At 72.2% G+C, this 25454-nt stretch carries 23 protein-coding genes; 11 read left to right on the top strand and 12 right to left on the bottom strand.

Annotated features, from left to right (window positions below; genetic code table 11):
* Positions 1-74: 74 nt before the first annotated feature.
* Entirely contained in the window at positions 75-1142 is a 1068-nt protein-coding gene (locus M4I32_RS09405) for a glycosyltransferase (protein WP_319034225.1), read from the bottom strand.
* 271 nt (positions 1143-1413) lie between these two features.
* On the opposite strand from M4I32_RS09405, the gene M4I32_RS09400 reads away from it, so the two are divergent.
* The 3 genes from M4I32_RS09400 (at position 1414) to M4I32_RS09390 (ending at position 4464) form a co-directional block, all read left to right on the top strand.
* Complete coding sequence (locus tag M4I32_RS09400; RefSeq protein WP_319034224.1) at positions 1414-1944, top strand: hypothetical protein; 531 nt, start codon at positions 1414-1416, stop codon at positions 1942-1944.
* 37 nt (positions 1945-1981) lie between these two features.
* The gene (locus M4I32_RS09395; protein WP_319034223.1) at positions 1982-3781 is read left to right on the top strand and encodes a DUF4012 domain-containing protein; all 1800 of its coding nucleotides are present in this window, start codon (positions 1982-1984) and stop codon (positions 3779-3781) included.
* A gap of 110 nt (positions 3782-3891) precedes the next feature.
* Positions 3892-4464, top strand: coding sequence for a hypothetical protein (locus tag M4I32_RS09390; protein WP_319034222.1), 573 nt, complete (start codon positions 3892-3894; stop codon positions 4462-4464).
* Between the two features lie 31 nt (positions 4465-4495).
* Here M4I32_RS09390 and M4I32_RS09385 read toward each other — a convergent pair whose 3' ends face one another.
* The 5 genes from M4I32_RS09385 to M4I32_RS09365 all read right to left on the bottom strand — a co-directional run bounded on the left by M4I32_RS09385 (position 4496) and on the right by M4I32_RS09365 (position 9121).
* Positions 4496-5926, bottom strand: a complete 1431-nt coding sequence (locus M4I32_RS09385; RefSeq protein ID WP_413466809.1) for an LCP family protein — start codon at positions 5924-5926, stop codon at positions 4496-4498.
* Positions 5923-6390: a 5-(carboxyamino)imidazole ribonucleotide mutase gene (gene purE, locus M4I32_RS09380; RefSeq protein ID WP_319034305.1), complete on the bottom strand. Its 468-nt coding sequence runs from the start codon at positions 6388-6390 to the stop codon at positions 5923-5925. The genes M4I32_RS09385 and purE overlap by 4 nt, the downstream gene beginning before the upstream one ends.
* A 109-nt stretch (positions 6391-6499) precedes the next feature.
* A complete protein-coding gene (locus tag M4I32_RS09375) occupies positions 6500-7633 on the bottom strand; it encodes a 5-(carboxyamino)imidazole ribonucleotide synthase (RefSeq protein WP_319034221.1) in 1134 nt (377 codons plus the stop codon).
* A gap of 62 nt (positions 7634-7695) precedes the next feature.
* The gene (locus tag M4I32_RS09370) at positions 7696-8274 is read right to left on the bottom strand and encodes a PH domain-containing protein (RefSeq protein ID WP_319034220.1); all 579 of its coding nucleotides are present in this window, start codon (positions 8272-8274) and stop codon (positions 7696-7698) included.
* A gap of 58 nt (positions 8275-8332) precedes the next feature.
* Entirely contained in the window at positions 8333-9121 is a 789-nt protein-coding gene (locus tag M4I32_RS09365) for a biotin--[acetyl-CoA-carboxylase] ligase (RefSeq protein WP_319034219.1), read from the bottom strand.
* A gap of 295 nt (positions 9122-9416) precedes the next feature.
* Here M4I32_RS09365 and M4I32_RS09360 point away from each other — a divergent pair, with 295 nt between their 5' ends.
* The 3 genes from M4I32_RS09360 (at position 9417) to M4I32_RS09350 (ending at position 12369) form a co-directional block, all read left to right on the top strand.
* Complete coding sequence (locus M4I32_RS09360; protein WP_319034218.1) at positions 9417-10328, top strand: endonuclease domain-containing protein; 912 nt, start codon at positions 9417-9419, stop codon at positions 10326-10328.
* 185 nt (positions 10329-10513) lie between these two features.
* The gene (locus M4I32_RS09355; RefSeq protein ID WP_319034217.1) at positions 10514-12148 is read left to right on the top strand and encodes an acyl-CoA carboxylase subunit beta; all 1635 of its coding nucleotides are present in this window, start codon (positions 10514-10516) and stop codon (positions 12146-12148) included.
* Positions 12145-12369, top strand: coding sequence for an acyl-CoA carboxylase subunit epsilon (locus tag M4I32_RS09350; RefSeq protein ID WP_319034216.1), 225 nt, complete (start codon positions 12145-12147; stop codon positions 12367-12369). The genes M4I32_RS09355 and M4I32_RS09350 overlap by 4 nt, the downstream gene beginning before the upstream one ends.
* 255 nt (positions 12370-12624) lie before the next feature.
* On the opposite strand, the gene M4I32_RS09345 is transcribed toward M4I32_RS09350, so the two are convergent.
* The 4 genes from M4I32_RS09345 to M4I32_RS09330 are packed head-to-tail and all read right to left on the bottom strand — an operon-like array spanning position 12625 to position 16893.
* Positions 12625-13647, bottom strand: a complete 1023-nt coding sequence (locus tag M4I32_RS09345) for a hypothetical protein (RefSeq protein ID WP_319034215.1) — start codon at positions 13645-13647, stop codon at positions 12625-12627.
* Positions 13644-14909, bottom strand: a complete 1266-nt coding sequence (locus tag M4I32_RS09340) for an ATP-binding protein (RefSeq protein WP_319034214.1) — start codon at positions 14907-14909, stop codon at positions 13644-13646. The genes M4I32_RS09345 and M4I32_RS09340 overlap by 4 nt, the downstream gene beginning before the upstream one ends.
* Positions 14899-15561 carry a response regulator transcription factor gene (locus tag M4I32_RS09335; protein WP_319034213.1) on the bottom strand — a complete coding sequence of 221 codons (663 nt, stop codon included), beginning with the start codon at positions 15559-15561 and terminating at the stop codon, positions 14899-14901. The genes M4I32_RS09340 and M4I32_RS09335 overlap by 11 nt, the downstream gene beginning before the upstream one ends.
* Positions 15562-15621: 60 nt before the next feature.
* Positions 15622-16893: a class I SAM-dependent RNA methyltransferase gene (locus tag M4I32_RS09330; protein WP_319034212.1), complete on the bottom strand. Its 1272-nt coding sequence runs from the start codon at positions 16891-16893 to the stop codon at positions 15622-15624.
* Positions 16894-17053: 160 nt separating this feature from the next.
* On the opposite strand from M4I32_RS09330, the gene M4I32_RS09325 reads away from it, so the two are divergent.
* Together M4I32_RS09325 and M4I32_RS09320 are read left to right on the top strand one after the other, a co-directional pair.
* On the top strand, positions 17054-17713 hold the full coding sequence (locus M4I32_RS09325) for a Maf family protein (protein WP_319034211.1): 660 nt from the start codon (positions 17054-17056) through the stop codon (positions 17711-17713).
* 78 nt (positions 17714-17791) lie between these two features.
* A complete protein-coding gene (locus tag M4I32_RS09320) occupies positions 17792-19558 on the top strand; it encodes an acetyl/propionyl/methylcrotonyl-CoA carboxylase subunit alpha (protein WP_319034210.1) in 1767 nt (588 codons plus the stop codon).
* Between the two features lie 89 nt (positions 19559-19647).
* Here M4I32_RS09320 and M4I32_RS09315 read toward each other — a convergent pair whose 3' ends face one another.
* Positions 19648-21105: an NAD(P)H-quinone dehydrogenase gene (locus M4I32_RS09315; RefSeq protein ID WP_319034209.1), complete on the bottom strand. Its 1458-nt coding sequence runs from the start codon at positions 21103-21105 to the stop codon at positions 19648-19650.
* 129 nt (positions 21106-21234) lie between these two features.
* On the opposite strand from M4I32_RS09315, the gene M4I32_RS09310 reads away from it, so the two are divergent.
* From M4I32_RS09310 to M4I32_RS09300, 3 genes are all read left to right on the top strand, one after another.
* Complete coding sequence (locus M4I32_RS09310; RefSeq protein WP_319034208.1) at positions 21235-22068, top strand: purine-nucleoside phosphorylase; 834 nt, start codon at positions 21235-21237, stop codon at positions 22066-22068.
* Positions 22065-23765 (top strand): phospho-sugar mutase, encoded by a 1701-nt coding sequence (locus M4I32_RS09305; RefSeq protein ID WP_319034207.1) that lies wholly within the window; start codon positions 22065-22067, stop codon positions 23763-23765. The genes M4I32_RS09310 and M4I32_RS09305 overlap by 4 nt, the downstream gene beginning before the upstream one ends.
* A 220-nt stretch (positions 23766-23985) precedes the next feature.
* Positions 23986-24957 carry a hypothetical protein gene (locus M4I32_RS09300; protein WP_319034206.1) on the top strand — a complete coding sequence of 324 codons (972 nt, stop codon included), beginning with the start codon at positions 23986-23988 and terminating at the stop codon, positions 24955-24957.
* Positions 24958-25133: 176 nt separating this feature from the next.
* On the opposite strand, the gene M4I32_RS09295 is transcribed toward M4I32_RS09300, so the two are convergent.
* Complete coding sequence (locus M4I32_RS09295; protein ID WP_319034205.1) at positions 25134-25391, bottom strand: HPr family phosphocarrier protein; 258 nt, start codon at positions 25389-25391, stop codon at positions 25134-25136.
* Positions 25392-25454: the final 63 nt, after the last annotated feature.

Below are 25454 nucleotides of genomic sequence, written 5' to 3'. Positions count from 1 at the left end.
TTTCACTCACGAGTCGCGGCTCGGGCGGCCACGACGCACCAGTCTATGGGGCCTGCAGCGCAAGTCCTCTTCCACTACAGGTCGGCGTGCAACTGCCACACCCGCTCGGCCGTGTCGCGCCACGAGAACGCCCGCGAACGGTCGCTCGAGAGCACGCGCATGCGGGTGCCGAGTTCCCCGTCCGTCAGCAGGCGGTCGATCGTGTCGGCGAGCGCGTCGGGCGCGTCCCCCGCCACGAGCTGACCGGCATCCGCCAGCACCTCGGCGTTCTGGGCCGACGCCGCCGCCACGACCGGCACGCCGGCGTGCAGCGCCTCGAGCATCCGCCAGGGGAACGACAGGGTCGCCGACATGTCGACGAACGCGGCGGCATCCTCCAGGGCGAGCGCCGCGTCCTGCGCGTCGACCATCCGCAGGCGGTGCTCGGGCAGACCCGCGGCCGACGCCGCCTCGCCCACGCGCTCGCGATCGGCAGCCAGCGCGGTGACCCGCGCATCCACCGAACGCGCAAGCGCACCGAAAGCCGTCGCCAGCTCATCCTCGGTCGAGCGCACGGCATCGACCACGATCCGAGTGCGGCCGTCGACGGCGGCGCGACCGACCTCCGCGGCATCCGTGGCGCCGGAGATGACGCGGATGCGGCCCTCGAGCTTGGCGCGGCCGGCCAGTTCCTGCGCCATCACATGCGTGGGCACGACGATGGCGTCGGCGTGCCGCACGGCGCGCTTGAGCATCGCGCGGCGCCACGCCACCGTGCCCCGGCTCAGTCGCTCGGGCGCGGTCCAGGCGTCCAGATTCCAGATCGTCACGACGGTCTGGTCGTTGTCGTGCACGCGGTCGTGGCGCACGAGCGGGGCGAGCATGGTCGGCGAGTGGATCATACCGCCGCCGAACCCGGGCACGACCCCCAGCTGGCACGCTGCGGCCAGCTGGGCGCGCTTGTATGGCAGACGGTGCACCCTCGCGATCCCGGGCACGAGTTCGGCGAGATCCCGTCCCTCGGCGGGAGCGATCGCCTCGACGTCACAGCCCCGGGGACTCGTCGCCACGAGATTGCGGGCGAGGGCCAGGCTGGCACGGCGGAGGTCGGCCACGACGGGCGCTGCAGCCTGGTCGAGCACGACACGCAAGGTCGCGGTCATGTCCCGAGGGTAACCCGCCCCGCTGAGGCGATCCCGTGCGGCGAGCCGCGCCCGGCCGCGCGTTCAGCACACTCACGGAAAGCGGCGCCGAAGATTGTTGTCGCGCGCAACGACCCGATGTCGTAGACTCCACGGGTCAGCTGGGTTCCAGCCGACGAAATCTGGGGAAGCGATCCCTCCACCTGGGGAGGCTGAGGGATCATCTGCGGATGCCGCAACGGGGGTTGCCGGCATCCACAGGCTTCGCGTGAGTCTCTTTGGGGGAGAAGACATGCTGAAGAAGGCCGTTGCACTGCGCCTGGCGGTAGGAAGCCTGGCCGTGGGGATCATCGCTCTGGGGGCGCCCGCCGCCGCGTCGGCCGACACGGTCGACGCGTATGCGCAGCCCGCGTCGGTCACCGTCGAGCCCGCGGTCATCGAACCGTGCATGGAGTCGACGATCGTGTTCGGCGAACGGTACTGGGGCGCTTCGGAGTCGGTCGCCTTCGGCGCCACCGGCTTCCGGGCCGAGGGTGCGACGATCGTCTCGCCCGTGAACGCGAACGCCGACGGCAGCCTGGTCGCCACGTTCCAACCCGCGTCGGATGCCGCCGGCGTCTACGAGGTCACGTTCGTGGCTGAATCCGGCAGCTACACGGCGATGGTGACGGTCACCGAGGCCGGCCCCGCCTGCGACGCGGACCCGAACGTTCTCGCGTTCACGGGCAGCGAGCTCGGCCCGTGGACCGTGTTCGCGGGCGCCGGGCTCGTCGTCGCCGGCGGCGCGGCCCTGATGATGCGCGCCCGCAGCAAGCGCTCCTGACGGCGACGCGCCGGATGAGCAGGCAAAGCGTCGCATGATGACGGCTGACGCATCCACGCGCTCGGCTCGACGGGCGGCGGCCCCGCCGCCCCGTCGTCGCCGCACCCTGATCCTGGGCATCGTCGTCCTGGTGCTGGTGGCGCTCGTCGCGGCCGCCGTCTGGGTGGGACTGCGTGCGCTCGCCGCCAAAGACGCGCTCGAGAGCGCCGTGGGCGAGGCGACGCAGCTGCAGCAGCAGGTGCTGGCCGGTGACCTGGCAGGGCTCGACACCCGGGCACAGGCGATCACTCGGCACGCCCGCGACGCCGCGGCGAGCACGGGCGATCCGATCTGGCGCGCCGCGGAGTTGGTGCCCCTCGTGGGAGCGAACCTGCGGGCTGTACGCGAGGTCACCGAGATCGCCGAGGACCTGGCCGTCGACGGGGTGCCCCCTCTGCTCACGGCCGCGTCCGAGGTCGACATCGACGCGCTCGGGCTCACCGAGGGCCGCGTCGGCCTGGCGGGTTTCGCAGCCGCGGAACCGGCGCTGGCAGATGCCGCGGGCGCTTTCTCCGCCGCGTCCGAACGAGCGCAGGCCATCGATACCTTCGCCGCCCTGCCCGTCGTCGCCGGTGCCGTCGACGAGATGCGCGGCACGCTGCTACCCGCAGCCGGTGCCGTCGACGCGCTCGCGCGGGCAGCCACGCTGCTGCCGCCCATGCTGGGAGCCGAAGAGCCCCGCGAGTACCTGCTCCTGATGCAGAACAACGCCGAGGTGCGCTCGTCGGGCGGCATCCCGGGCGCGTTCGCCGTGCTGCGGGCCGAGGACGGCGTGATCGAGCTGGTGACGCAGGCGTCGACGGCGGATTTCCGCAGGTTCGACGACCCGATCCTGCCCCTGGATGCCGCGACCGTCGCGCTCTTCGACGATCAGCCCGGGCAGTACGTGCAGCACGCGCTGCAGATCCCCGACTTTCCGACCGCCGCGCCGCTTGCCGCCGAGTTCTGGCAGCGCACGATGGGCGACCGTGTCGATGGAGTCATCGCGGTCGACACGGTCGTGCTCTCGCACATCCTCGATGCGACCGGCTCGCTGCAGGCGGGTCCCTACGAGCTGACGGCCGGAAACGCCGTCGGCCTGCTGCTCTCGGACGTCTATCGCGACTTCACCGCGCCCTCGCAGCAGGACGCGGTCTTCGAAGCCGCCGCCACGGGCGTCTTCGCGGCCGTCACCGACGGCCGCGCCGCATCGCCCGCACTCATCGAGGCCCTCGGCGAGGCCGGCACCGAGGGGCGCGTCCGCGTGTGGAGCGCCCACGACGGCGAACAGCGGATGCTGGCGCAGACGACCCTCGCCGGAGCGCTGCCCGAGGACGACGAAGACGCCGTCGTCGCGGCCGTGTACTTCAACGACAGCACCGGCGCGAAGATGAACTACTACACCGACGCCGAGATCACCGCACAGCTCGCCCGCTGCGAGGAGGAAGCCACGCTCACGGTGCAGGTGCGGTGGAGCAGCTCCGCCCCCGCCGACGCCGCCACCTCGCTGCCCGTCTACGTCACCGGCAACGGCAGCGAGGCGGTCCCCACCGGACAGACGCGCACGCGCATCGCGGTGTACGGTCCGCAGGGCTGGCTCGCGGCATCCTCGAGTCTCGACGGTGCGGCCGCGGGCGCACAGGCCACGATCGATCACGATCGCCCGGTCATCCAGTACGAGACGACGCTCGAACCGGGGGGCTCGACGCTCATCGAGGTGGCGTTCACCGGGCCCGACCCGGGCGCCGCCGAGATCGTCGCCACCCCCCTGCTGCGCGATGCCGAGATCGACACGACCGTCACCGGCTGCCAGCCCTGAGAAAACCCTCGCGCGGCGCACGCCGCCGGGCATATAGTGAAGATGTTGCGTGGGGCAACATCGTCGTCGTGGGGACGACGCACACTCCGTGATTTTCTGGGGGAAATCGCATGCTCAAGAAGACTGTCTCTGTCGGCTTCGTCGCGCTGATCACGTCGGCCCTCATGTGGGGAGCGACGACGGCCGCACACGCGCAGACCGACCTCGGCGACTACTCCGACGAGGTCAGCGTCACCGTGGTCCCGACCGTCATCGCCCCCGGCGAGGACTCGGTGATCACGTTCTCGGAGGACTACTTCGAGCCGGGCGAGACCGTCGACGTCACCGTGCTGGGCGAGAGCGCCGACGACGCCGGCCTCGCCTCACTGGTGCACGCGTCCTCGACGATGTCGACCAGCAAGACGGCCGAGTCCGACGGCGGCATGGTCGCCACCTTCACGGCGCCCAACGACGGGCGCGGCGTGTACAACGTCGTCTTCGAGGGCTCGCGAGACTACACGGCCGTCATCACCGTCGTGCCGACCGACGTCGACGTCGCCGCGGATGTCGTCGTGGGCGACACCTCCCTCGCCGGCACCGGCGGCGGACTGTCGCCGGTGGTCGTCTGGGTGGGACTCGGTGCCCTCGCCGCCGGAGTCGTCGCGATCGTCGCGGGGCTGCTCCGCCGCCGCAGCAGCAACTGAGCACCGAGCCTCCGCTCGGCGCTCTCTCCCGTCACGGGCTCGGGGTGGGCGAGGGCGGGTGCAGGCTCTGCTGCACGAGCTCGCGGATGTACTCGATGTCCGGGTCCTCCGGGTCCACGCCGCCCTCGGGCGTGAGCTCGATGGTCGACAGGGGCAGTTCCTTGGTCTGCATCCCCAAGTCGATGAAGTAGGGCACCATCGACTCGGGGATGTCGGTCTCGATCAGGTTGCCGCCCGCCTCGAGAACGTCCTGGAAGCGGGTCACCACGTTCGCCGGCGTGAACTGCCGCAGGATCGCCTCCTGCAGCTCACGCTGACGCTTCATCCGATCCCAGTCGCTCGTGGTGTACCGCGAGCGCGCGTACCACTGCGCCGTGTCGCCGTCCATCACCTGCGTGCCCGGTTCGATCCACCCGGTCGCCCACTCCTCCGCGGGCTGGCCGGGATACGCCGGTCCCCCGCCCTCCGGCAGCCGCTCGTCGACCGTGATCTCGACCCCGCCGAGCGCGTCGACGAGCGCGGCGAAGCCGTTCATGTCGATGAAGACGTAGTACGGGATGTCGATGCCGAGCAGGCCCGCCGCGGCGTCCTTCACCGCCTCGATCCCGGGGTCCGATCCCGTCGCCTCGGCCCCGGGGTACAGCGCAGCGCCGTCGCGCAGCACGTTGACCTCGGTGAAGATCTCGTTCATGGCGCAGTGGGCGGTGCTGCACTCGGGCCCGCCGTATCCGTCGGGGAAGAGATCCTGCATCGGTCCCTCGGCGAAGGGCACGTTCACCATGTCGCGCGGGATGCCGGTGATCGTGGCCGCGCCGGTCTCGGCGTTGATCGAGACGACCGAGATGCTGTCGGGGCGCATCGAATCACGTCCCTCTCCGCTGTCGGCGCCGAGGAGCAGGATGTTGTAGTACCCGTCCGAGGGCTCCACGACGGGCCCGCCGAGACCAAAGATCGATCCGAGCGCGTCACGTGCGACGCCGACGGTCTGCGAGGCATAGACGGCACCGCCCGAGAACAGCAGCATCACCGCGACGGCGAGCGCTGGCACGGTGATGCGCGCCCCCGGCCGCAGCTTGATCAGGCGCACGAGGCGCAGCGTGTCGAAGGTCAGCACGAGCCACAGCACGGCGTAGGCGAGCAGCAGCACCTGCACCAGGGTCAGGGTGATCGGGTTCGCCCCGACCACATAGGCCGCCTGCGGCCAGAGCACCAGCAGCGCGACGGCCGCGAGCGCCAGCATCCACAGCACGAGGGTCGCGACGACGCCGATGCGCCCGAGCCGGCGCCCTCCCGCCGCGACCTGCGCCGCCCCGGGAAAGAGCACGTTGGCCGCCACGAGCCACCAGGCACGCCGGCGCATCACGTCGGGCGACGACGTGTCGGGGTAACGCAGCGGGCGCTCGTTCACGGCGGGCGGCGGCACCGGGCGCACGCCGCGCACCCCGGCGGCGGCGACGGTCACAGCGAATCCCGCAGGCGGCGGTTCTTCTCTTCGACCTGCTGCTCGAGCTCGCGCGCGTGCCCCTCGACACGGTCGGCGATCTCGGGATCGGACGCGCCGAGGATGCGGGCGGCGAGCAGTCCGGCGTTGCGGGCCCCGCCGATCGAGACCGTGGCGACCGGGATGCCGGCGGGCATCTGCACGATGCTCAGCAGCGAGTCCATGCCGTCGAGGGTCGCGAGCGGCACCGGCACGCCGATCACCGGCAGCGCCGTGACCGACGCGAGCATGCCCGGCAGGTGTGCCGCGCCACCGGCGCCGGCGATGATGATGCGAAGGCCGCGGGCCCGCGCCTCGCGGCCGTAGCGCATCAGCTTGTCGGGGGTGCGGTGCGCCGAGACCACCTCCACCTCGTGCGGAATGACGAAGTCGGACAGCACCTGTGAGGCGTCGCTCATCACGCGCCAGTCGGAGTCGGAGCCCATGACGAGCCCGACCCAGGGTGTGTCGGAGGAATGCAGCGGCCGGGTCACCCGTCCAGGGTAGGCGCCGCGGCTGCGAGAACACCGCTGCGGCACGCGGGCCACCGGCGGATCAGGCGAAGTGCGCCGCCACCGCCCGCGCGTCGTAGCAGACGTCGTCGAGGTCGGCGCCGGTAGCCGTGACGTGCCCCACCTTTCGGCCCGGTCTCGGCGCCTTGCCGTACGTGTGCACCTTCACGCCGGGGTGCTCCGCGAGCGCCGCGGGCAGGCGGTCGGTCACCTCGCCCTCGGCGGGACCGCCGAGGATGTTGACCATGACCGACCACGGATGCCGCGGGTCGGGCGCGCCGAGCGGCAGATCCAGCACGGCCCGCAGGTGCTGCTCGAACTGCCCGGTGACGGCGCCGTCCTGACTCCAGTGGCCGCTGTTGTGGGGGCGCATCGCCAGCTCGTTGACGAGGATGCGCTCGTCCTCGGTCTCGAACAGCTCGACCGCCAGCATCCCGGTCACGCCGAGGCCCTCGGCGATCGCCTCACCGATCTCGCGCGCGACCTCGACCAGCCGGGCTGAGGCATGCGGGGCGGGGGCGAGCGCCTCGGCGCACACGCCGTCGCGCTGCACCGTCTCGACCACCGGATAGGCGACCATCTCGCCGCGCGGGGCGCGCGCGACCTGCTGAGCCAGCTCACGGCGGAAGGGCACCAACTCCTCGACGAGCAGCGCACCGGGGTTCGCGTCCTCGGCGAGCGCGGTGAACCAGTCGGCCGCCTCGGTGCCCGCCCGCACGACCCGCACGCCCTTGCCGTCGTAGCCGCCGCGCGGCGTCTTGACCACGGCCGCGCCGCCGTGCGCCTCGATGAACTGCTGCAGGCCGTCGACGTCCGAGACCGCCGCCCAGTCCGGCTGCGGCATCCCCAGCTCGTCCAGGCGCGCCCGCATCCGCAGCTTGTCCTGCGCGTACTGCAGCGCGTCGGGCCCCGGATGCACCGCGACCCCGGCATCGACGAGGGCGCGCAGCACCGGCTGCGGCACGTGCTCGTGGTCGAAGGTCACGACATCCACGTCCCGGGCGAACGCGAGCACGGTCTCGACCTCGCGGTAGTCGCCCACCGCCGTGGCGGCCAGCGCCGCCGCCATGCCATCCTGCTCGGCGAGCACGCGCAGATCGATGCCGAGCTCCACCGCCGGAGCGATCATCATGCGGGCCAGCTGCCCGCCGCCGACAACACCCACGCGCACCGACATGTGGCTCCCTTCGCCGAGACTTGCGGGTCCATCTTCGCACCCACCCGGATGCCGCCGCGGCCTCAGCCCGTCGGATCCGGCGGCCGCGCGGGCACGGGCATGTCGCCGTAGGTGGCCGGCACCTCGCGGTGCACGAGGATCTGGCTCACCTCGATCTGGTCGGCGAGCACCTCCTGCAGCAGCGCCGGATCGGGCACGTTCACGAGCCGCAGGGGCTCATCGAGCCCGTTGGAGAGCACGAGCGTGCCGCAGCGGAAGATGCGCTGCAGCGGACCGCGCCGCAGGGCGATGCTGTATCCGCGGGCGTGGGAGTACTCCCGGGCGTGCCGGGCCAGCACGCCGGAGCGCACGATCACCCGGCGCGTCGTGATCGTGTAGATGCGGGCGGCCCACCGCATCCAGGGCAGCAGCACGAGCAGCAGCACGACGACGCCGGCCGCGGCGAACAGCATCCAGTTCTCCCACGGTGCCGGGAGGTTGTCGAAGAACCATCCCACCGCTCCCGCGACCGCGATGAAGACCAGCGCCGACCAGGTCAGGCGGCGCGCCGACCCCCGCGTGCGCGCGACGAGACGCTCGGGCGCGGCCATCCCGGGCGGCGGGGCCGCGAGGCGGCTGCCCTGGGTCGGCGCGTCGGTCATGTCGCTATTCTGCCGCGGCCCGGCGGCGGGGCCGGCATCCCACGCGGGGGTGGTGCGCTCAGCGCACGTGCACCACGTCGCCCGCGACGACGGATGCCGAGCCCTCGGACCCCTCGATCTGCAACTCGCCGTGCGGACCGATGCCGGTGGCGTCGCCGATCACCTGCTCCCCGTCGGGCAGTTCCACGCGCACGGTGAGACCGATCGTGGAGCAGAGCGAGGCCACCTCCGCGTGCACGCCCGACTCGGCGGCATCCCCGCGGCTGGAGATCAGTGCCCTGAGGTGCTCGTCGAGGCCCATCAGAAAGCGGGCCAGCAGCACATCGACATCCGCCACGAGACCGAGGGCCGCGAACGACGTCGCCGTGTGCACAGGCAGCGCTTCCTTGGGCATGGTCGTGTTGACCCCCGCCCCGACCACGAGGGCATCGGTGCCCGGCACCGCCTCGGTGAGGATGCCGCAGATCTTGCGCCCGTCGACGAGCACGTCGTTCGGCCACTTGAGGCGCGCGGTGTGCACGCCGGCGAGCTGGGTGGTGACCGCCCGCGTCATCGCCGCACCCGCCATGAGCGGCACCCAGCCGCGGGCCGCGACGGGCAGCGCGGCCGCATCGAGCAGCACCGACACGGCCACGGCGGTTCCGGGAGGTGCGCTCCACACGCGCCCCAGCCGACCGCGGCCCGCCATCTGATCGTCCGTGACGATGGCCGAGAGGTGCGGCCAGGCATCCGGATCGGCGGATGCCGCGGCCACGAGATCGGCGTTCGTCGACCCGGTGCGGGCGACGATCTCGAGGCGGGCGGCACGCGCGGCGGATGCGCTGAGGGAGGCGGACGTCAGCGGCATGCGCTCATGCTACGCCCGCCCCGCTCCCCCGCTCCTCCCGTCTTTTCTTCGCTTGACGTCCCTCCTCATCCCTTCCCCGCGTTCCCCTACCCGCCCCGCGCGAGGACTATCGCGCCGCGCGAGTACTCCTGGCGCACATTCGTCCTCCTCCCGCGCGAAAGTCCTCCTCCCGCGCGGGCCCACTCCCCTCCCGGCGCGACCCACTCACCCTCCTCACCGGGCGGTCTCGTGCAGCACTCCCCCGAACCTCACGCCGGGGTACGGCCGCCCGCGGAAGCGCGCGACTCTGACCCCCATGACACTCCTCTCCTGGATGCGTCAGCGCGGGGGCTGGGCCCACCGCCTCGACGCTCGCGCCGCAGGCTGGAGCCGGCATTCGATCCAGGCCGCCAGCGCGCGCGGAGAGATCGCCGTCACGGCCCGGGCCTGGCTGCATCTGCCCGACCCGCCCGCCGACCTGCACGCCGCCATGCGCCTGGGCGCACGCGTCACGTGCGTCTCCGCGCTGGAACGCCTCGGGCTGTGGATGCCGTGGCGCCCCGTCGCCGCCGACGGATCCGCTGCAGCACGCGGCCCCAATCCGGATCCGCCCCGGCTGGCGCCGGGCGCCGCCGCACGCGGAGGCGCCCTGCACCTCGCTATCCACCCGCACGCGGGCCGTTCCGCCGGCGGCGTCCGGCTGCACCGCCACCTCGGTCCCGTGACCGCGCCGCCGCGGTCACTCGTGGATCCCCTCGAGAACGTGCTGGCGCGCGTCGCGACCTGCCTGTGCCGGGAGGACGCGCTGACTGTCTGGGAGTCGGCGATCGCCCGGGGCCTGACCACCACGGCGCACCTGCGCACCATGCCATGGACATCGACGAACGCGCGGGAGCTCGCCGCCGCGGCATCCAGCCTGTCGGATTCGGGACTCGAGACGATCGTGCTGCACGCACTGGCGCGCACCGGTGTCGAGGCGCTGCAGCAGGTGCAGATCCTGGGGCACGACGTCGATCTGCTCATCGGGCGGCGACTCGTGGTGCAGCTCGACGGGTTCGCCCACCACCGTGGGGCCGACCGGCGCCGCGACATCGCGCACGATCGCCGGCTGCGGCTGGCGGGGTACACCGTGCTCCGCTACGACTGGCGCGAGGTGCACGAGGAGCTGCCGCGGGTGCTGGCAGAGATCCGGCGCGCTATGGCGCAGGGCCTGCATCGGGCGCGGTAGCCGCGAGCGCCGGCCCGGCGCGAGGGCTTCGGCGCGGCGCGAGGACGATTCCTCGCCGAGAGTCCTCCTGCCGCGCCAGAGTCCTCGCGTGGCGCAGGGCGGGAGTGGCAGGGAACGCCAGCCGCGGGCCGACCGCCCTGTCCGCGGCGACGGAACCCCACAGCGGATTGGACAGTGCGTTGTCGATGTCCTCCAACCGGGTCGAGCGCGGCCCCCCGGATAGAGTGAAACCCGTGACTGACGAGCCCGACCTCACCACCGCCGGAAAGATCGCGGATCTGCGTGCCCGATACGACGAGGCGGTCGTGTCTGCCGAGCGCCTCGCCCACGACAAGCAGCACGCCAAGGGCAAGCTCACCGCCCGCGAGCGCATCGAGCTGCTCGTCGACCAGGGCAGCTTCGTCGAGTTCGACGAGTACGTGCGACACCGCACCACCGCCTTCGGCATGGACAAATCCCGCCCCTACGGCGACTCGGTGGTCACCGGCACCGGCACGATCCACGGCCGCGCCGTCGCCGTGTACGCGCAGGACTTCTCGACCTTCGGGGGCTCGCTCGGCGAGGTGGCCGGCGACAAGATCATCAAGATCATGGAGTTCGCGCTGCGCGGAGGGATGCCGATCATCGGCATCCTCGACTCCGGCGGCGCCCGCATCCAGGAGGGCGTCGTCGCGCTCGGCAAGTACGGCGAGATCTTCCGTCTGAACACCGCGGCATCCGGCGTCATCCCGCAGATCTCGCTCATCATGGGACCCGCCGCCGGCGGCGCCGTGTACTCTCCCGCGCTCACCGACTTCGTGGTGATGGTCGACAAGACGAGCCAGATGTTCGTCACCGGGCCCGACGTGATCAAGACGGTCACGGGCGAGGACGTCGGCATGGACGAGCTGGGCGGCGCGCACACGCACAACACGCGATCGGGCGTGGCGCACTACCTCGCCGACGACGAGGACGACGCGATCGACTACGTGCGCACCCTGCTCGGCTTTCTGCCCGACAACAACATGTCCGAGCTGCCGGCCTACGAGTCGGGGTTCGAGTTCCAGACGACGGATGCCGACCAGTTCCTCAACACGATCATCCCCGACTCGCCGAACCAGCCGTACGACATCCACAGCGTCATCGCGCACATCGTGGACGACGGCGAGTTCCTCGAGGTGCAGCCGCTGTTCGCCCCCAACATCGTCATCGGTTTCGGCCGCATCGAGGGCCGCTCGGTGGGCATCATCGCCAATCAGCCGTCGCAGATGGCGGGCACGCTCAACATCGACGCGGGCGAGAAGGCCAGCCGTTTCGTGCGGTTCTGCGACGCGTTCTCCGTTCCGATCCTCACCCTCGTCGACGTGCCGGGCTACCTGCCGGGAACCGACCAGGAGTGGACGGGCGTCATCCGCCGCGGCGCCAAGCTGCTGTACGCCTACGCCGAGGCGACCGTGCCGCTCGTGACGGTGATCCTGCGCAAGGCCTACGGCGGCGCCTACATCGTGATGGGCTCCAAGCAGCTGGGTGCCGACATCAACCTCGCGTGGCCGACCGCCGAGATCGCGGTCATGGGCGGCCAGGGGGCCGTGAACATCCTCTACCGCGGCGAGATCAAGCGCGCCGAGGCAGAGGGCGAGGACGTCGCCGCCGTGCGCACGCGACTGGCGAACGAGTACACCTACAACGTGGCCTCGCCGTTCCTGGCCGCCGAGCGCGGCGAGCTCGACGGCATCATCGAACCCGCCGCCACGCGGGTGTCGGTCGCCAAAGCCCTGCGCTCGCTGCGCAACAAGCGGGCGAGCCTGCCGCCGAAGAAGCACGGGAACATCCCGCTGTGAGCGACGAGCCGGACCACTCCCCCTCCATCGACGTGCGTCGCGGCGCGCCGTCCGAGGACGAGCTCGCCGCCCTCATCGCCGTCGTCACCGAGGCGTACACCGTCGAGGCCGATTCCGCCGTGGCCGACGATGCCCCGACAATGTCGGCCTGGCAGCGCAGCGCCAGGGGCCTGCGTGCCCCCCTGCCGCAGGGCAGCGTGTGGGGGCGTTTCGAGGGCTGATCACCGGCCCGCATCGCGGGCGCTTCACTGTCCCCCAAAGTACCTACAGACGCCCCGGATGCCGCGACGCATACTGGTTGTGCGTGACGCGTTCATGCGTTCGTCCGCACCTCCCGTCTCTCGGGACAGCGGACACCCGCGGGCGGTTTTCGGGTAACCGTCCCGCACGGAGGGGGGTCGGCGGCATCGCCGCCCCCCTCCCTCATCCTCGGCGCGTCGCCTCGGTCATCCCCCCGCCGAGGCGACCGCCGGGGCTCACCGGCCCGGATGCGGGATCTCGACCCAGAGGTCCACGCCGTCCTCGTCGGTCTCGTCCAGAACGAGCCGGCCCACGACCGTGACCGCGATGCGGTCGTCGGGCGAGGTGCGGATGATGATGCGGTGCGATTCGGCGTCGCGCAGCACGTCGGCCAGCTGCGCGCGGATCGTCTTCAGCTCCTCGTCGCCGACGCCCTCGAGGCCGCCTTCGTCGAACACGCTCACCTGGGCGCCGCGGCGGCGAGCGGCGTCGATCGCATCCCGCACCGCGTCATCGAGCAGACCCGGGCCCCGAAGCTCATCGCGCAGCCTCGCCTCGGCCATCGCGGCCTCGTGCCGTTCGTCGTCGGTGAGCACGCCGTGCATCGCGATCACGCGCTTGAGCACAGGACCACCGACGGCGAGGGCGCGCTGCAGCTGCACCCGGCGCTCCCGCTCGCGACCCTCCTGCGCCGCCTCCCACGAGCTCGTCACGGCCTGCAGCTCGGCCAGCTGCTCGGCATCCCGCTCCGCGCGATCGATGAGGAACACGAGCAGGTGCGCCACGCCCACCCACACGATCGAGCCGACGAGGCCCTGGCCGAGGGCCGAGAGCGGGCCGTACCAGACCATCGCACCGCCGGTGAGAAGAGCCGTGCCGATCCACGCAGACCAGGGCCGGCGCCGCACCATGACGACGACCATGAGGGCGCCGAGCCCTCCGATGTACCACGTGCTGTACGTCGCGGTGGGATCCTGCCCGCCGAACATGGCCACACCCGTCGCCGAGGGCAGCAGGAGGGTCGCCAGCACGGCGAGCACCGCCGCCCAGACCGGCATCGGCTCACGCTTGGCCGGGTCGCGCAGGCCTGCGCGCGGGATGGCGAAGATGCACACGGCCACGACGACGACGAAGAACACGATGGCCCCCACGAGCAGCCACGGCACGGCGGGCATCGTGCGCGTCCAGAGGATGCCGCGCGCGCCCTGGTAGAGCGCGAATGCCAGCGCGAGCACGCCGAGCACGGTCCGCACGCTCATTCCCGCTCCTCCCACCGCAGGGTCACGACGGTCCCCGAACGATCCGAGTCGATCACCGCGGTGCCGTCGACGGCCGCGACACGGGCGAGGATCGAGGCGCTGATGCCCAACCGGTCGTCGGGCACCGCGGCGAGGTCGAATCCCGGACCTCTGTCGCGCACCTCGACCTCGAGCGCGCCGCGATCCGGCGGAGCGCCCTCGGGTCGGCGCACGCTCGCGGCCAGCCCCTTGCCGTCGGCGTGCTGCACGGCGTTCGCGGCCGCCTGCGTGGCGGCCCGGATCATCGCCGCGGCCACGGGTCCCGGAATCTCGCGTCCGTCCTCGTCGCTGACCTCGACTCTCAACCGCACGCCGAGGTCGGCCAGATAGGCCTGGATGCCGCGGGCGATGCCGGCGTAGTCCTGCGGGTGCGCCTCGATGCTGCCGCCCCGGGTGTCGACCCCCGCCAGCCCCTCGAGGGCTTCGCGTGCCATCGACACCGCGAGCGAGCGGGCGCGCGGGCCGTCGGCACGAGAGGCGGCGATGAGCGCCGCGAGCACGCTGTCGTGCATCAGCGCCGACACCGCGACCCGCTCCTCCTGCGCCGCCTGCGCCTCGGCGGCCTGCGCGTACGCCGCGACGGTGTGCGCTCGCTCCCGGTCCACCCCCGACGCCATCCGCCGGAAGATCGTGACGAGCGTCAGCAGCAGCCCGCCGAGGATGAGCGAGTAGGGCACCTCGAAGACGAGGGAGACCCAGTAGTCGGGGGCGAAATCTCCTTCGACCAGGCGCACGGCCCCGTAGAGCAGCGGCGTCCCGATCGTCCATGCCAGCTGCAGGGGCGGGGGGAAGGCGATGACGGCCGCGATCGTCGCGACGTTGATCAGGTACCACGGCCACGGCTCGGGCACTGCGGGCACGACCGCTCCCGCGGTCGCGAGGGGCCACAGCAGCAGCACGACGATGTAGGCGACCGCGAAGATGCCGGTGACGATCCTCGCCGTCCGCTCGAACATGCACGCCACGCACATCACGATCAGGAGGCCGAACGTGCCGACGAGGATGGGCTCGCGCCATCCGGGTTGCAGGCCGCCGTCGTTGGTGAGGGCGAGCAGCAGCGACTGCAGGCCGAGCACCGCGCTCGCGACCCCCGCGGCGATCGCCGTGATGCGCTCGATGCGGCTGCGCGTGAACGTGCCCTGCCATGCGGCCGCGAACCGCCCCTGGGGGATGTGGCCCCAGGCCCGGTCGACCTGTGCGCCGACCTCGGCCTCAGTCGCCACCGGAGCGGTCTTCCGATGAGGTGACGAGGCCGTCCTCGATCGCCCGCCGCAACAGGTCCACCTTCGTGGGCGCAGGACGCCCCACCTCGACGTATTTCACACGCACACGGGTGATGTTCTCCTTGGCCGTGGAGTAGGCCACGCCCAGCCGGTCGGCGACGACCTTCAGCGGCAGACCCGCAGCGTAGAGACGCAGCACCTCGCGTTCGCGCGCGGAGAGCTGCGCGTCGGCGAAGGCACGGTCGCCCTCGATCGCGCTCGCCCACTCGACGTTGTCGAGCGCCTCGCCGCCCGCGACCGTGGCGATCGCGTCCATCACGCCGCCGGTCGGGGAACTCTTGCTCACCACGCCCGCTGCTCCCGCCATGAGCGCCTCGCGAACGGCGGCGGGACGGTCGGCGACGGAGTGGATGATGACGCTCGAGCCATCCGCGACGATCCGGCCGACGTTGTCGGTGACCGTGGTGCCATCGCCCAGGGTCAGATCGAGCACGACCACGTCGGCGGGACCCGCGCCGGCGTCGTGCCGCCAGCCGAGGTACTCGTTCACGGTGCCACCCGAGAAGACGAGGTCGTGCCCGGCGCGGGCGAGCGCGGCTTCGAGACCGAGTCGAACGGACTCGTGATCGTCGATCAGTGCGACCCTCGTCATGCGACCACCCTAGCGGCGCGGACCCGCCCTCCCGCGAACCCGACCGCTCGATGCGTCACGTCAGCGACCATTGGGCTCGAGCACCGCGATCGCCTCGAGATGGTGGGCGTTCGGGAACAGGTCGAACGCCCGCATCGCGCTCACCCGATAGCCGGCCTCACCGAATGTGCCGACATCCCGGGCCAGTGCGACGGGGTCGCACGCGACGTAGAGCACGATGCGGGGCGCGAGAGCGGCGATCGAGCGCACGACCTCGCGCCCTGCCCCGGCGCGGGGCGGATCGAGCAGCACGGTCGCTCCCGAGAACGAGCCCGCCTCGTCCGCGCCGGCGGCACCGCGCAGAAAGCGATCGACCCGGCCGGTGACGGCTCGGGCACTCCCGAGACCGGCGAGGTTCGAGGTGGCGTGCAGTGTCGCCCCGGGTGCCGACTCGACGCTCGTGACATGCGTGTCCGGACCGCCGGCCACCCCCATCGCCGCGGCGAAGAGCCCGACCCCGCCGTACAGATCCAGGTTGGGCGCGACGGGGTCGAAGCCGTGCTCGCGGAGCATCTGCACCACGGCGGTGCCGAGGGTGTCCGCCGCCAGGCGGTGCACCTGCCAGAAGCCGCCGGCATCCACTGAGAAGTCGTGTCCCAGGGCCCGCTCGGTGATCGTGTCGCTCGCCCCTGATTCGACCCGCCGCGGCGGGCGGCGGCCGGACCGGCGCGCCGGCGCTTCCGGTCGCCGGACGACGCGCACGTCGCCGTCGGCGGGCAGCACCAGGTCGATGCGCCCGGGCTTTTCCTGTGCCAGGGAGAGTGCCGCACGCTCGATGGGCGCCGCCGCGAGCGGGTGCGAGGCGACCGGGATCACGCGATGGCTGCGCGCGGCGACCGGTCCGACGCTCCCATCCGCCGCGACATGCAGGCCGATGCGCGTGCGCCATCGGGTGCCGTCCACGGTCTCGCCGGCACCGGCGGGCTCGACCTCGACGTCGAGCCGCACCTGCCCGAACCGCGACAGCGCATCCGTGAGCACGCGTTGCTTGAGGGAGCGCTGGGCGGCGAGCGCGATGTGCCCGAAATCCGCGCCGCCGGGGCGGTTCCCCGCCGGGCGGGACAGGTCGGCGTCGGGCCAGACGTGCGGTCGACGGTCGGGCGAGGCCTCGATCACGTCGATCGTCTCGGCGCGCCAATAGGACGCATGGCCGGTGTCGGTGATCCGGGCGCGCACGCGCTCGCCGGGCACGGCATCCGAGACGAACACGACCCGTCCTTCGTGCCGGGCGATGAATACGCCGCCGTGCGCGACATCCGTCACGTCGAGTTCGATGGTGTCGTCGGGTTGCACCCCCCGAGCATTCCACAGCGCCCCTGCACGGCGGCTGCACTTTTCGGCCCGGGCGCCAGCGATCGGCGCAACCGCCGCCGAAAACTGCAGCCGCGATGGACGGTCGCGGGCTACGGGGGCCTGCGCGCGGGGTCACCGCCACGGTCGGTAGGTTGGGCACATGCGCGTCTGCCTCGCCTCGACCTCGCCGGCCCGACGGATGCTGCTGCGCCAGGTGGGGATCGAACCCGAACTCGTCGCGCCCGAGGTCGACGAGGAGGCCGTGATCGAGGCGGTCGAGGCCGCCGAATCCCGCGTGCTCACTCCCGACGAGCACGTCGCGCTGCTGGCCCGGCGCAAGGCCGCGGATGTCGTCGCCCGGCTGACCCTGGAGGACCCCGGCTTCGACGGCCTCGTGATCGGGGGCGACTCGATGTTCGAGCTCGACGGCGCCGTGCTCGGCAAGCCCCATACGCCGGAGCGCGCCATCGAGCGCTGGCACGCGATGCGAGGCCGCACGGGCACACTGCACTCGGGCCACTCCGTCTTCCGCGTCAGCGCCGACGGCGGGGCTCACGAGGAACACGCCGTCGCACGGGCCTCGGTGACCTTCGTGGCGGACGTCACGGATGCCGAGATCGAGGCGTACGTCGCGACCGGCGAGCCCCTGGGCGTCGCCGGTGCATTCACGGTCGACAGCCTCGGTGCGGCATTCATCGAACGGGTCGAGGGCGATCCCTCGACGGTGGTGGGGATGTCGCTGTCGACGGTGCGGATGCTGGTGCGCCGACTGGGAGTCGACTGGACGTCGCTCTGGGCACAGCCGCGAAAGCCGTTGTAGGAGTTCTCCCACGTCTTCTTCGCGTTCTTGTCGAGGAGGGTCAAAGTGGGGGGTCCTCGCGTCGGTAGGCTGGCATCCATGCCAGAGCTGGGCAAGGTCCTCATCGCCAACCGGGGCGAGATCGCCGTCCGCATCATCCGCGCCGCGCGCGACAGCGGAATCGGCTCCGTCGCCGTCTATGCCGACCAGGACCGCGAGGCCCTGCACGCCAAACTCGCCGACGAGGCGTACGCCCTCGGCGGCGCCACCGGTGCGGAGACGTATCTGTCCATCGACAAGGTGCTCTCGATCGCCCGCCGTTCGGGCGCCGACGCCGTGCACCCCGGCTACGGCTTCCTCGCCGAGAACGCCGCGTTCGCCCGCGCCGTCATCGATGCGGGACTCACATGGATCGGACCCTCCCCCGAGGCGATCGACGCGCTCGGCGACAAGGTCACGGCCCGGCACGTGGCCGAGAAGGTCGGGGCGCCGCTGGCCCCGGGCACACCCGGCCCCGTCGAATCGGCCGACGAGGTCGTCGCGTTCGCCCGCGAGCACGGCCTGCCGATCGCGATCAAGGCCGCGTACGGCGGCGGCGGTCGAGGACTGAAGGTCGCGCGCGAGCTCGATGAGATCCCCGAGATGTTCGACTCCGCCACCCGCGAGGCGGTCTCGGCGTTCGGCCGCGGCGAGTGCTTCGTCGAGAAGTATCTCGACCGCCCGCGACACGTCGAGACGCAGTGCCTGGCGGATGCCGAGGGCCACGTCATCGTCGTGTCCACCCGCGACTGCTCGCTGCAGCGTCGCCACCAGAAGCTGGTCGAGGAGGCGCCCGCGCCGTTCCTCACCGAACAGCAGACCGAGATCCTCTACACCGCCTCCAAAGCCATCCTGCGCGAGGTCGGCTACGTCGGCGCGGGCACCTGCGAGTTCCTGGTCGGTGCCGACGGCACGATCTCCTTCCTCGAGGTCAACACCCGCCTGCAGGTCGAGCACCCCGTGTCCGAGGAGGTCACGGGACTCGACCTCGTGCGGGAGCAGTTCCGCATCGCCGCCGGGGGCGTGCTCGACGACGTCGACCCCGAGGTGTCCGGGCACTCCATCGAGTTCCGCATCAACGGTGAGGACCCGGGGCGCGGATTCCTGCCGCAGCCGGGCCCGATCCACGTGTTCAAGACCTTCGGCGGTCCCGGCATCCGGCTCGACTCGGGCGTGACCGCCGGCGACACCGTCTCGGGGGCCTTCGACTCGCTGCTGGCGAAGATCATCGTCACCGGCCGCGACCGCGCCGAGGCCCTGCGCCGGGCGCGACGCGCGCTCGACGAGTTCGAGGTCGCCGGCATGCCCACCGTGCTCCCCTTCCACCGCAAGGTCGTGCGCGACCCGGCGTTCACCGCCGAGGACGGACGCTTCGGGGTGCACACGCGGTGGATCGAGACGGAGTTCGACAACGACATCCCGCCGTGGGACGGCGAGCTCGGCGATCCCGCGCCCGACGAGGCCCGGCACACCGTCGTGGTCGAGGTGGGCGGCAAGCGCCTCGAGGTCAGTCTGCCCGACCGCGTCGCCAGCTCACCGGCATCCACCGGTCGCCCCGCCGCCGTGCCGCCGTCGCGACGCGACCACGCGCGCACCGTCGTCGCCGGAACGTCGGGAGACGCCGTGAAGGCCCCCATGCAGGCGACGATCGTCAAGGTCGCCGTCGAGGAGGGGCAGCAGGTCGTCAAGGGCGACCTCGTCGTCGTTCTCGAGGCGATGAAGATGGAGCAGCCCATCCAGGCGCACAAGGACGGATGCATCGGCGCTATCGACGCGAACCCCGGCACGACCGTCTCGGCCGGTCACGCGCTGCTCACCATCTCCTGACGCCCGCCGCGCGCCGGCGGTTGAGCGAGATACGGAACCGGCACTACCCACGTTTCGACTCGCTCCGCTCGCTCAACGCACGGCAGGGGTCAGGCGTCGTCGCCCGCCTCGGCGTCGGCATCGACGATGTGCATGGCGCGCGCGGCATCCGTGATCCCGCCCGTGAGCGACGGGTAGACGGTGAAGGCGCGGGAGAGCTGGTCGACGCTGAGGCGGCGGTCGACGGCCACGGCGATGGGATAGATCAGCTCGGACGCCTTGGGGGCGACGATCACGCCGCCGAGCACGGTGCCCGAGCCGCGACGCGCGATCAGCTTGATGAAGCCGTCCTTGATGCCCATCATCTTGGCGCGCGGGTTGGCCGAGAGCGGCAGCTTGTGTACGACGCCCAGGATCTTGCCGTCCGTCACGTCCTGCTCGCTGTAGCCGACCGTGGCGATCTCGGGGGCCGTGAAGATGTTCGCCGCGATGAGCCGCCGGTCGATCGGGATGACCACGTCGCCCATCGCATGGAAGATCGCGGTGCGGCCCTGCATCGAGGCGACCGACGCCAGCGGCATGAACGTGGTGCAGTCCCCCGCGGCGTAGATGTTGGGCACCGAGGTGCGCGCGACGCGATTGACGCGGATGTGGCCGGAGGGACTCAGCTGCAGACCGGCCTCTTCGAGACCGATGCCGGCGGTGTTGGGGACAGAACCGACAGCCATCAGGCAGTGGCTGCCCTCGACGGTGCGGCCGTCCTCGAGCGTGACGACCACGCCGTCGCCCTCACGGGTGACGGACTGGGCGCGCGACTTCGAGAGCACCTTCATCCCGCCGCGTCGGAAGACGCCCTCGAGCACCGCGGCGGCGTCGGGGTCCTCGCCCGGCAGCACCTGGTCGCGGCTCGAGACGATCGTGACCTTCGATCCGAGGTTCATATACGCCGAGGCGAACTCGGCTCCCGTGACGCCGGAGCCGACGACGATCAGGTGCTCCGGCAGGGCCGGCATGTCGTACAGCTGGGTCCAGGTGAGGATGCGCTCGCCGTCCGGCTTCGCGCTCGGCAGCTCGCGCGGCGCCGCGCCGACCGAGACCACGAGCGTGTCGGCCTCGACCCGATCGAAGTCCGTGCCGCCGGGACCGGTGGAGACGACCACGGCATGCGGTCCGTCGAGCCGCCCGTAGCCGGGGATGATGCGCACGCCGGCCTCGACGAGCGACGCGCGCATGTCGTCGGACTGCTGGCTCGCCAGCGACAGGAGCCGCTTGTTGACGGCCCGCAGATTGATCGCGACCTCGGGACGACTCGGCTGGCCGTCCGCCCCCCGCGCGAAGAACTGCACGCCGAGGTCGGTGGCCTCCTTGATCGCCGACGCGGCATCGGCCGTCGCGATGAGCGACTTCGACGGGACGACGTCGGTGATCACCGCGGACCCGCCCACGCCGGTGCGTTCGACCAGCGTGACGTCGGCGCCGAGCTGGGCGGCTGCGAGCGCCGCCTCGTACCCGCCGGGGCCTCCGCCGATGATTGCGATCCGCTGCGTCCGTTCGAACTCACCCGACATGCCCCCATTCTGTCATCCCGGCGCGGCCGTCCCGCGCCGAGGCACGGCCGGGGCGCACCGGCGGCGGCGCGGCGCGCCGCGGACGGCGTGGGGCTGGCCCGGCGACCCCGGCCTTCCTAAAGTGGTCTCATGTCAGCGCAGCTCAGCAACCCCCTCACCGATCCGGCCGCCGACCCGTTCGAGGTGGCCCGACGCGCCGCCGACGACATCCGTCGCATCACGGGCGTCGACACGCACGACATCGCCGTCACCCTCGGCTCGGGCTGGGGAAAGTCGGCGGAGCTGCTGGGCGAGACGGTTGCACAGTTCCCCGCCACCGAGGTCACCGGGTTCAGCGCGCCCGCGCTCGAGGGACACGTCGGCACTCTGCGCAGCGTCCGCACGCCGCGGGGCAAGCACGTGCTCGTGATCGGCGCGCGCACGCACTACTACGAGGGCCACGGCGTGCGCCGGGTCGCGCACAGCGTGCGCACGGCCGCGGCGGCCGGCGCGGCCACGATGGTGCTGACCAACGGCGCGGGCGGCATCAAGCCGGCGTGGAAGCCGGGGCAGCCGGTGCTGATCTCGGACCACATCAACCTCACCGCCGACTCGCCGCTCGAGGGCGCCACCTTCGTCGATCTGACCGACCTGTATTCGCTGCGGCTGCGCGATCTGGCCCGCTCGATCGATCCGAGCCTCGATGAAGGGGTCTACTGCCAGTTCCGCGGACCCCAGTACGAGACCCCCGCCGAGGTGCAGATGGCCAAGACCATCGGCGGACACATCGTGGGGATGTCCACCGCGCTCGAGGCGATCGCGGCCCGGCAGGCGGGCATGGAGGTGCTCGGGCTCTCTCTCATCACGAACAAGGCCGCCGGCATCCAGACCACGCCCCTCAGCCATCAGGAGGTCATCGACGCGGGCCGCGAGGCCGAACCCGTGATCTCGTCGCTGCTGGCCCGCGTGATCGGAGCGATGTGACGACGCCGGATGCCGCCGGCCCGAGCGGCGCGATCGAGGCGGCCCGCGCGTGGCTCGCGCAGGATCCCGACACCGAGACGCGCGCCGAGCTGCAGTCGCTGATCACGGCCGCCGAGGGCGGCGACGCGGCGGCATCCGCGGATCTGGTCGACCGGTTCGGATCGCGCCTGGCGTTCGGGACCGCCGGGCTTCGGGGAGCCCTCGGGGCCGGCAGCAACCGCATGAACCGGGTGCTGGTCGCGCAGGCCGCCGCAGGCTTCGCCGCCTACCTGCGGGAGCGCCCGGAAGCGGCGGAGCAGCCGTCGGTCGTGATCGGCTATGACGCGCGCAAGAACTCCCACGTCTTCGCCCGGGACTCGGCCGAGATCTTCGCCGGCGCGGGCCTGCGGGCGATCCTGCTCCCGCAGATGCTGCCCACGCCGGTGCTGGCGTTCGCGGTGCGCCACCTCGCCGCCGACGCCGGCGTGATGGTGACCGCAAGCCACAACCCCCCGGAGGACAACGGCTACAAGGTCTATCTGGGGGGCGCGGACGAGGGCACGCAGATCGTGGCGCCGGCCGACGCCGCCATCGCCGCGCAGATCGACCACGTCGCCCGCACACAGCGGGTGGACGCGCTGCCGCGTTCCGAAGACTACGAGGTCGCACCGCAGAGCGTGCTCGACGCGTATGTCGCCGCCTCGGCCGCCGTCGCCCCCGCCCCGTCGGCCGCCGACGCGCTGCGCTGGGTGTACACGCCCCTGCACGGCGTGGGGTGGCACACGCTCGAGCGCGTCCTGGACGCCGCGGGCTACCCGCATCCGACCCTTGTCGACGAGCAGGCCGCGCCGGACGGCTCGTTCCCGACCGTGGCCTTCCCCAACCCGGAGGAGCCCGGGGCGATGGACCTGGCCTTCGCCACGGCGCGCCGTGCGGGCGCCCAGTTCGTGCTCGCGAACGACCCGGATGCCGATCGGCTGGCCGTGGCGATCCCCGACAGCGGACACGCGGCCGACGGGGGCTGGCGCCGGCTCACCGGCAACGAGGTGGGGCTGCTGCTGGGCTGGTGGGCGGCCAGGCGTGCACGGTCGGCCGGCGCCGGCGAAGGTGCGACCCTGGCCTGCTCGCTCGTCTCCTCCCCCGGGCTGGAGGCGGTGGCCCACCGGTACGGCCTCGTCTTTCGCGAGACGCTCACCGGGTTCAAGTGGATCTCGCGCGCGCCCGGCATCGTGTACGGGTTCGAGGAGGCGCTGGGCTACCTGGTCGACCCGGGGTCCGTCCGCGACAAGGACGGTGTGTCGGCCGCGGTCGCCGTGCTCGCGATCGCCGCGGATGCGCACGCGCGAGGTTCCACGCTGCGCGACGAGCTGGAGCGCTTCGGCGACGAGTTCGGACACTACGCCAGCACGCAGGTGTCGGTGCGGGTGACCGATCTGGGCATCATCGCCCAGACGATGGCGCGGCTGCGGAGCGCACCGCCGGCCGCGTGGGGCGGTGTCGCCGTCGCGCAGGCCGACGACCTGCTCCATCCGACCGACGGCGGCGCCTCGGGCGACGTGCTGCGCTACCGGCTCGAAGACGGCTCGCGGGTGATCGTGCGCCCGAGTGGAACGGAGCCCAAGCTCAAGGTCTACATCGATGCGCGCGGCGACACGGCGGCCGATGCCGCGGCACGCGTCGTCCGCCTGGAGGACGCCGCGCGCGCGCTCGTGGCGTGACGGCGGCCGGGCGAGTCCGGGTACGCGCGGCCGCGCGAGCCGGGGGCAGCTGACGTGCTGTGGGGCATGACAGAACCTGCCCCACAACGCAGAACCTGCCCCACAGCGGGGCGACCGGCATCCGCGTGACTCGTCCTCCCCCGGGAGCCACCGGCAAGCGCATTCCCGACGGACGCACGCAGCCGCATCGAGTCGCATCGCAACCGCACAGGATTGCTATATGGGAAGCGATGCGTTCGCCGTGGAATTGACCCGCACCACGCAGCTCTATCGTGCCGGCGTGACGTCGCGCCGGTTGGCGCGATTGATCGACGGCGGAGCGTTCGTGCGCGTGCGCCGCGGCATCCTCGTCTCGGGCGCGGACTGGCGCGGCATGCGATTCGAGGCCCGCACCATCGTACTTGCGCGGGCGTGGGCGCTCGCCGCAGGCGACCCGCCCGTGTTCTCACACACGACGGCTGCAGCGGTGCAGGGGCTGCCACTCGTTCGAACCGGGTCCCCGGCAGTGCACACGATCGTCCCCGATCCGCGCAAGGGCGCGACGCCCGGTGTGGTGCGGCACCGAGACGGCGGCGTCGACCGAGCGCTGCGGACAGTCAGTGGCTTGATCGTCACGGATCTCGCCGCCACCGTGGCCGATATCGCTCGCACGTCGCTCCCCGAGACCGCAATAGCGGCGGCGGACGCTGCCCTCCGCGGCGTCTCGCGCGACCCCGCCCATCCAGAGGTCGTGCGGCTGCGAGAACGGGCGCTCGCGCACGCAGCCGAATTCGCGCGGGGCGGCATCCGCGCCCGGCGGGTGATCGAATTCGCTGATCCGCGCGCGCACCTACCGGGCGAGAGCGTGAGCAGGCTCTACCTCGTGCGACTCGGTTTCGCAGTGCCCGACCTGCAGGTTGCCGTGCGCGGCCCGGGTGGCACCACCTACTACGTCGATTTCGGGCTAGACGATGTGGAGGCGTTCGGCGAGTTCGACGGGGAGTCCAAGTACACCGACCCCACCCTGCTGAACGGGCGCACCACAGCGCAGGCGCTGACCGACGAGAAGTGGCGCGAAGACTGGATCCGCGGCAGCACCCACCGGCGTCTCGCCCGGTGGGGGACCACACACATCCCGAACGCGCAGGCGCTGGGCGAACGTCTCGCACGCTTCTCGATCCGGCCACCGGTGCGCCGGGGCGGTCTGGTGTGATGCGGGGTGGGGGCGGAGCCGAGGCCCCGCAGGTGCGACGCAGCGAACCGGGGCACGCGCCGTGCTGTGGGGCACGGCAGACACTGCCCCACAGCACCTCACCTGCCCCGCAGCCGCCGGTCAGCACCACAGATGCCCCGGTCTGGGTGCCGGCGACACGTGGGCCGGCAGCACCGCTACGCGGACGCGAGCAGCGCCTCGATGCGCGCGAGCAGCACCTCCGCCCCCGCGCCGTCCACGGTGACGATCACGGTGTCGCCCCGCTCGACCCCGAGCGTCATGAGACCCAGGATGCCGGCGGCATCCACCGGCTCGCCACCGTCGACGCCCACGCGCACGGGTGCGCCGTGCGCCCGCGCCAGTCGCACCAGCTCGGCGGCGGGCCGTGCGTGCAGCCCCTCGGGCGTGGTCACGGTGATCCTCCGCTCCGGCACCGGCCACCTCCTCGCTGCGCCGCGCGGCTCGTCGCCGCCGCTCTTGCCGCCACGATATGGCCC

The organism is Microbacterium sp. LRZ72, assembly GCF_033792225.1.
GTDB lineage: Bacteria > Actinomycetota > Actinomycetes > Actinomycetales > Microbacteriaceae > Microbacterium.
The sequence above is the reverse complement of the archived record's forward strand: the minus strand, read 5'-3'. Positions and strand labels throughout refer to the sequence as shown.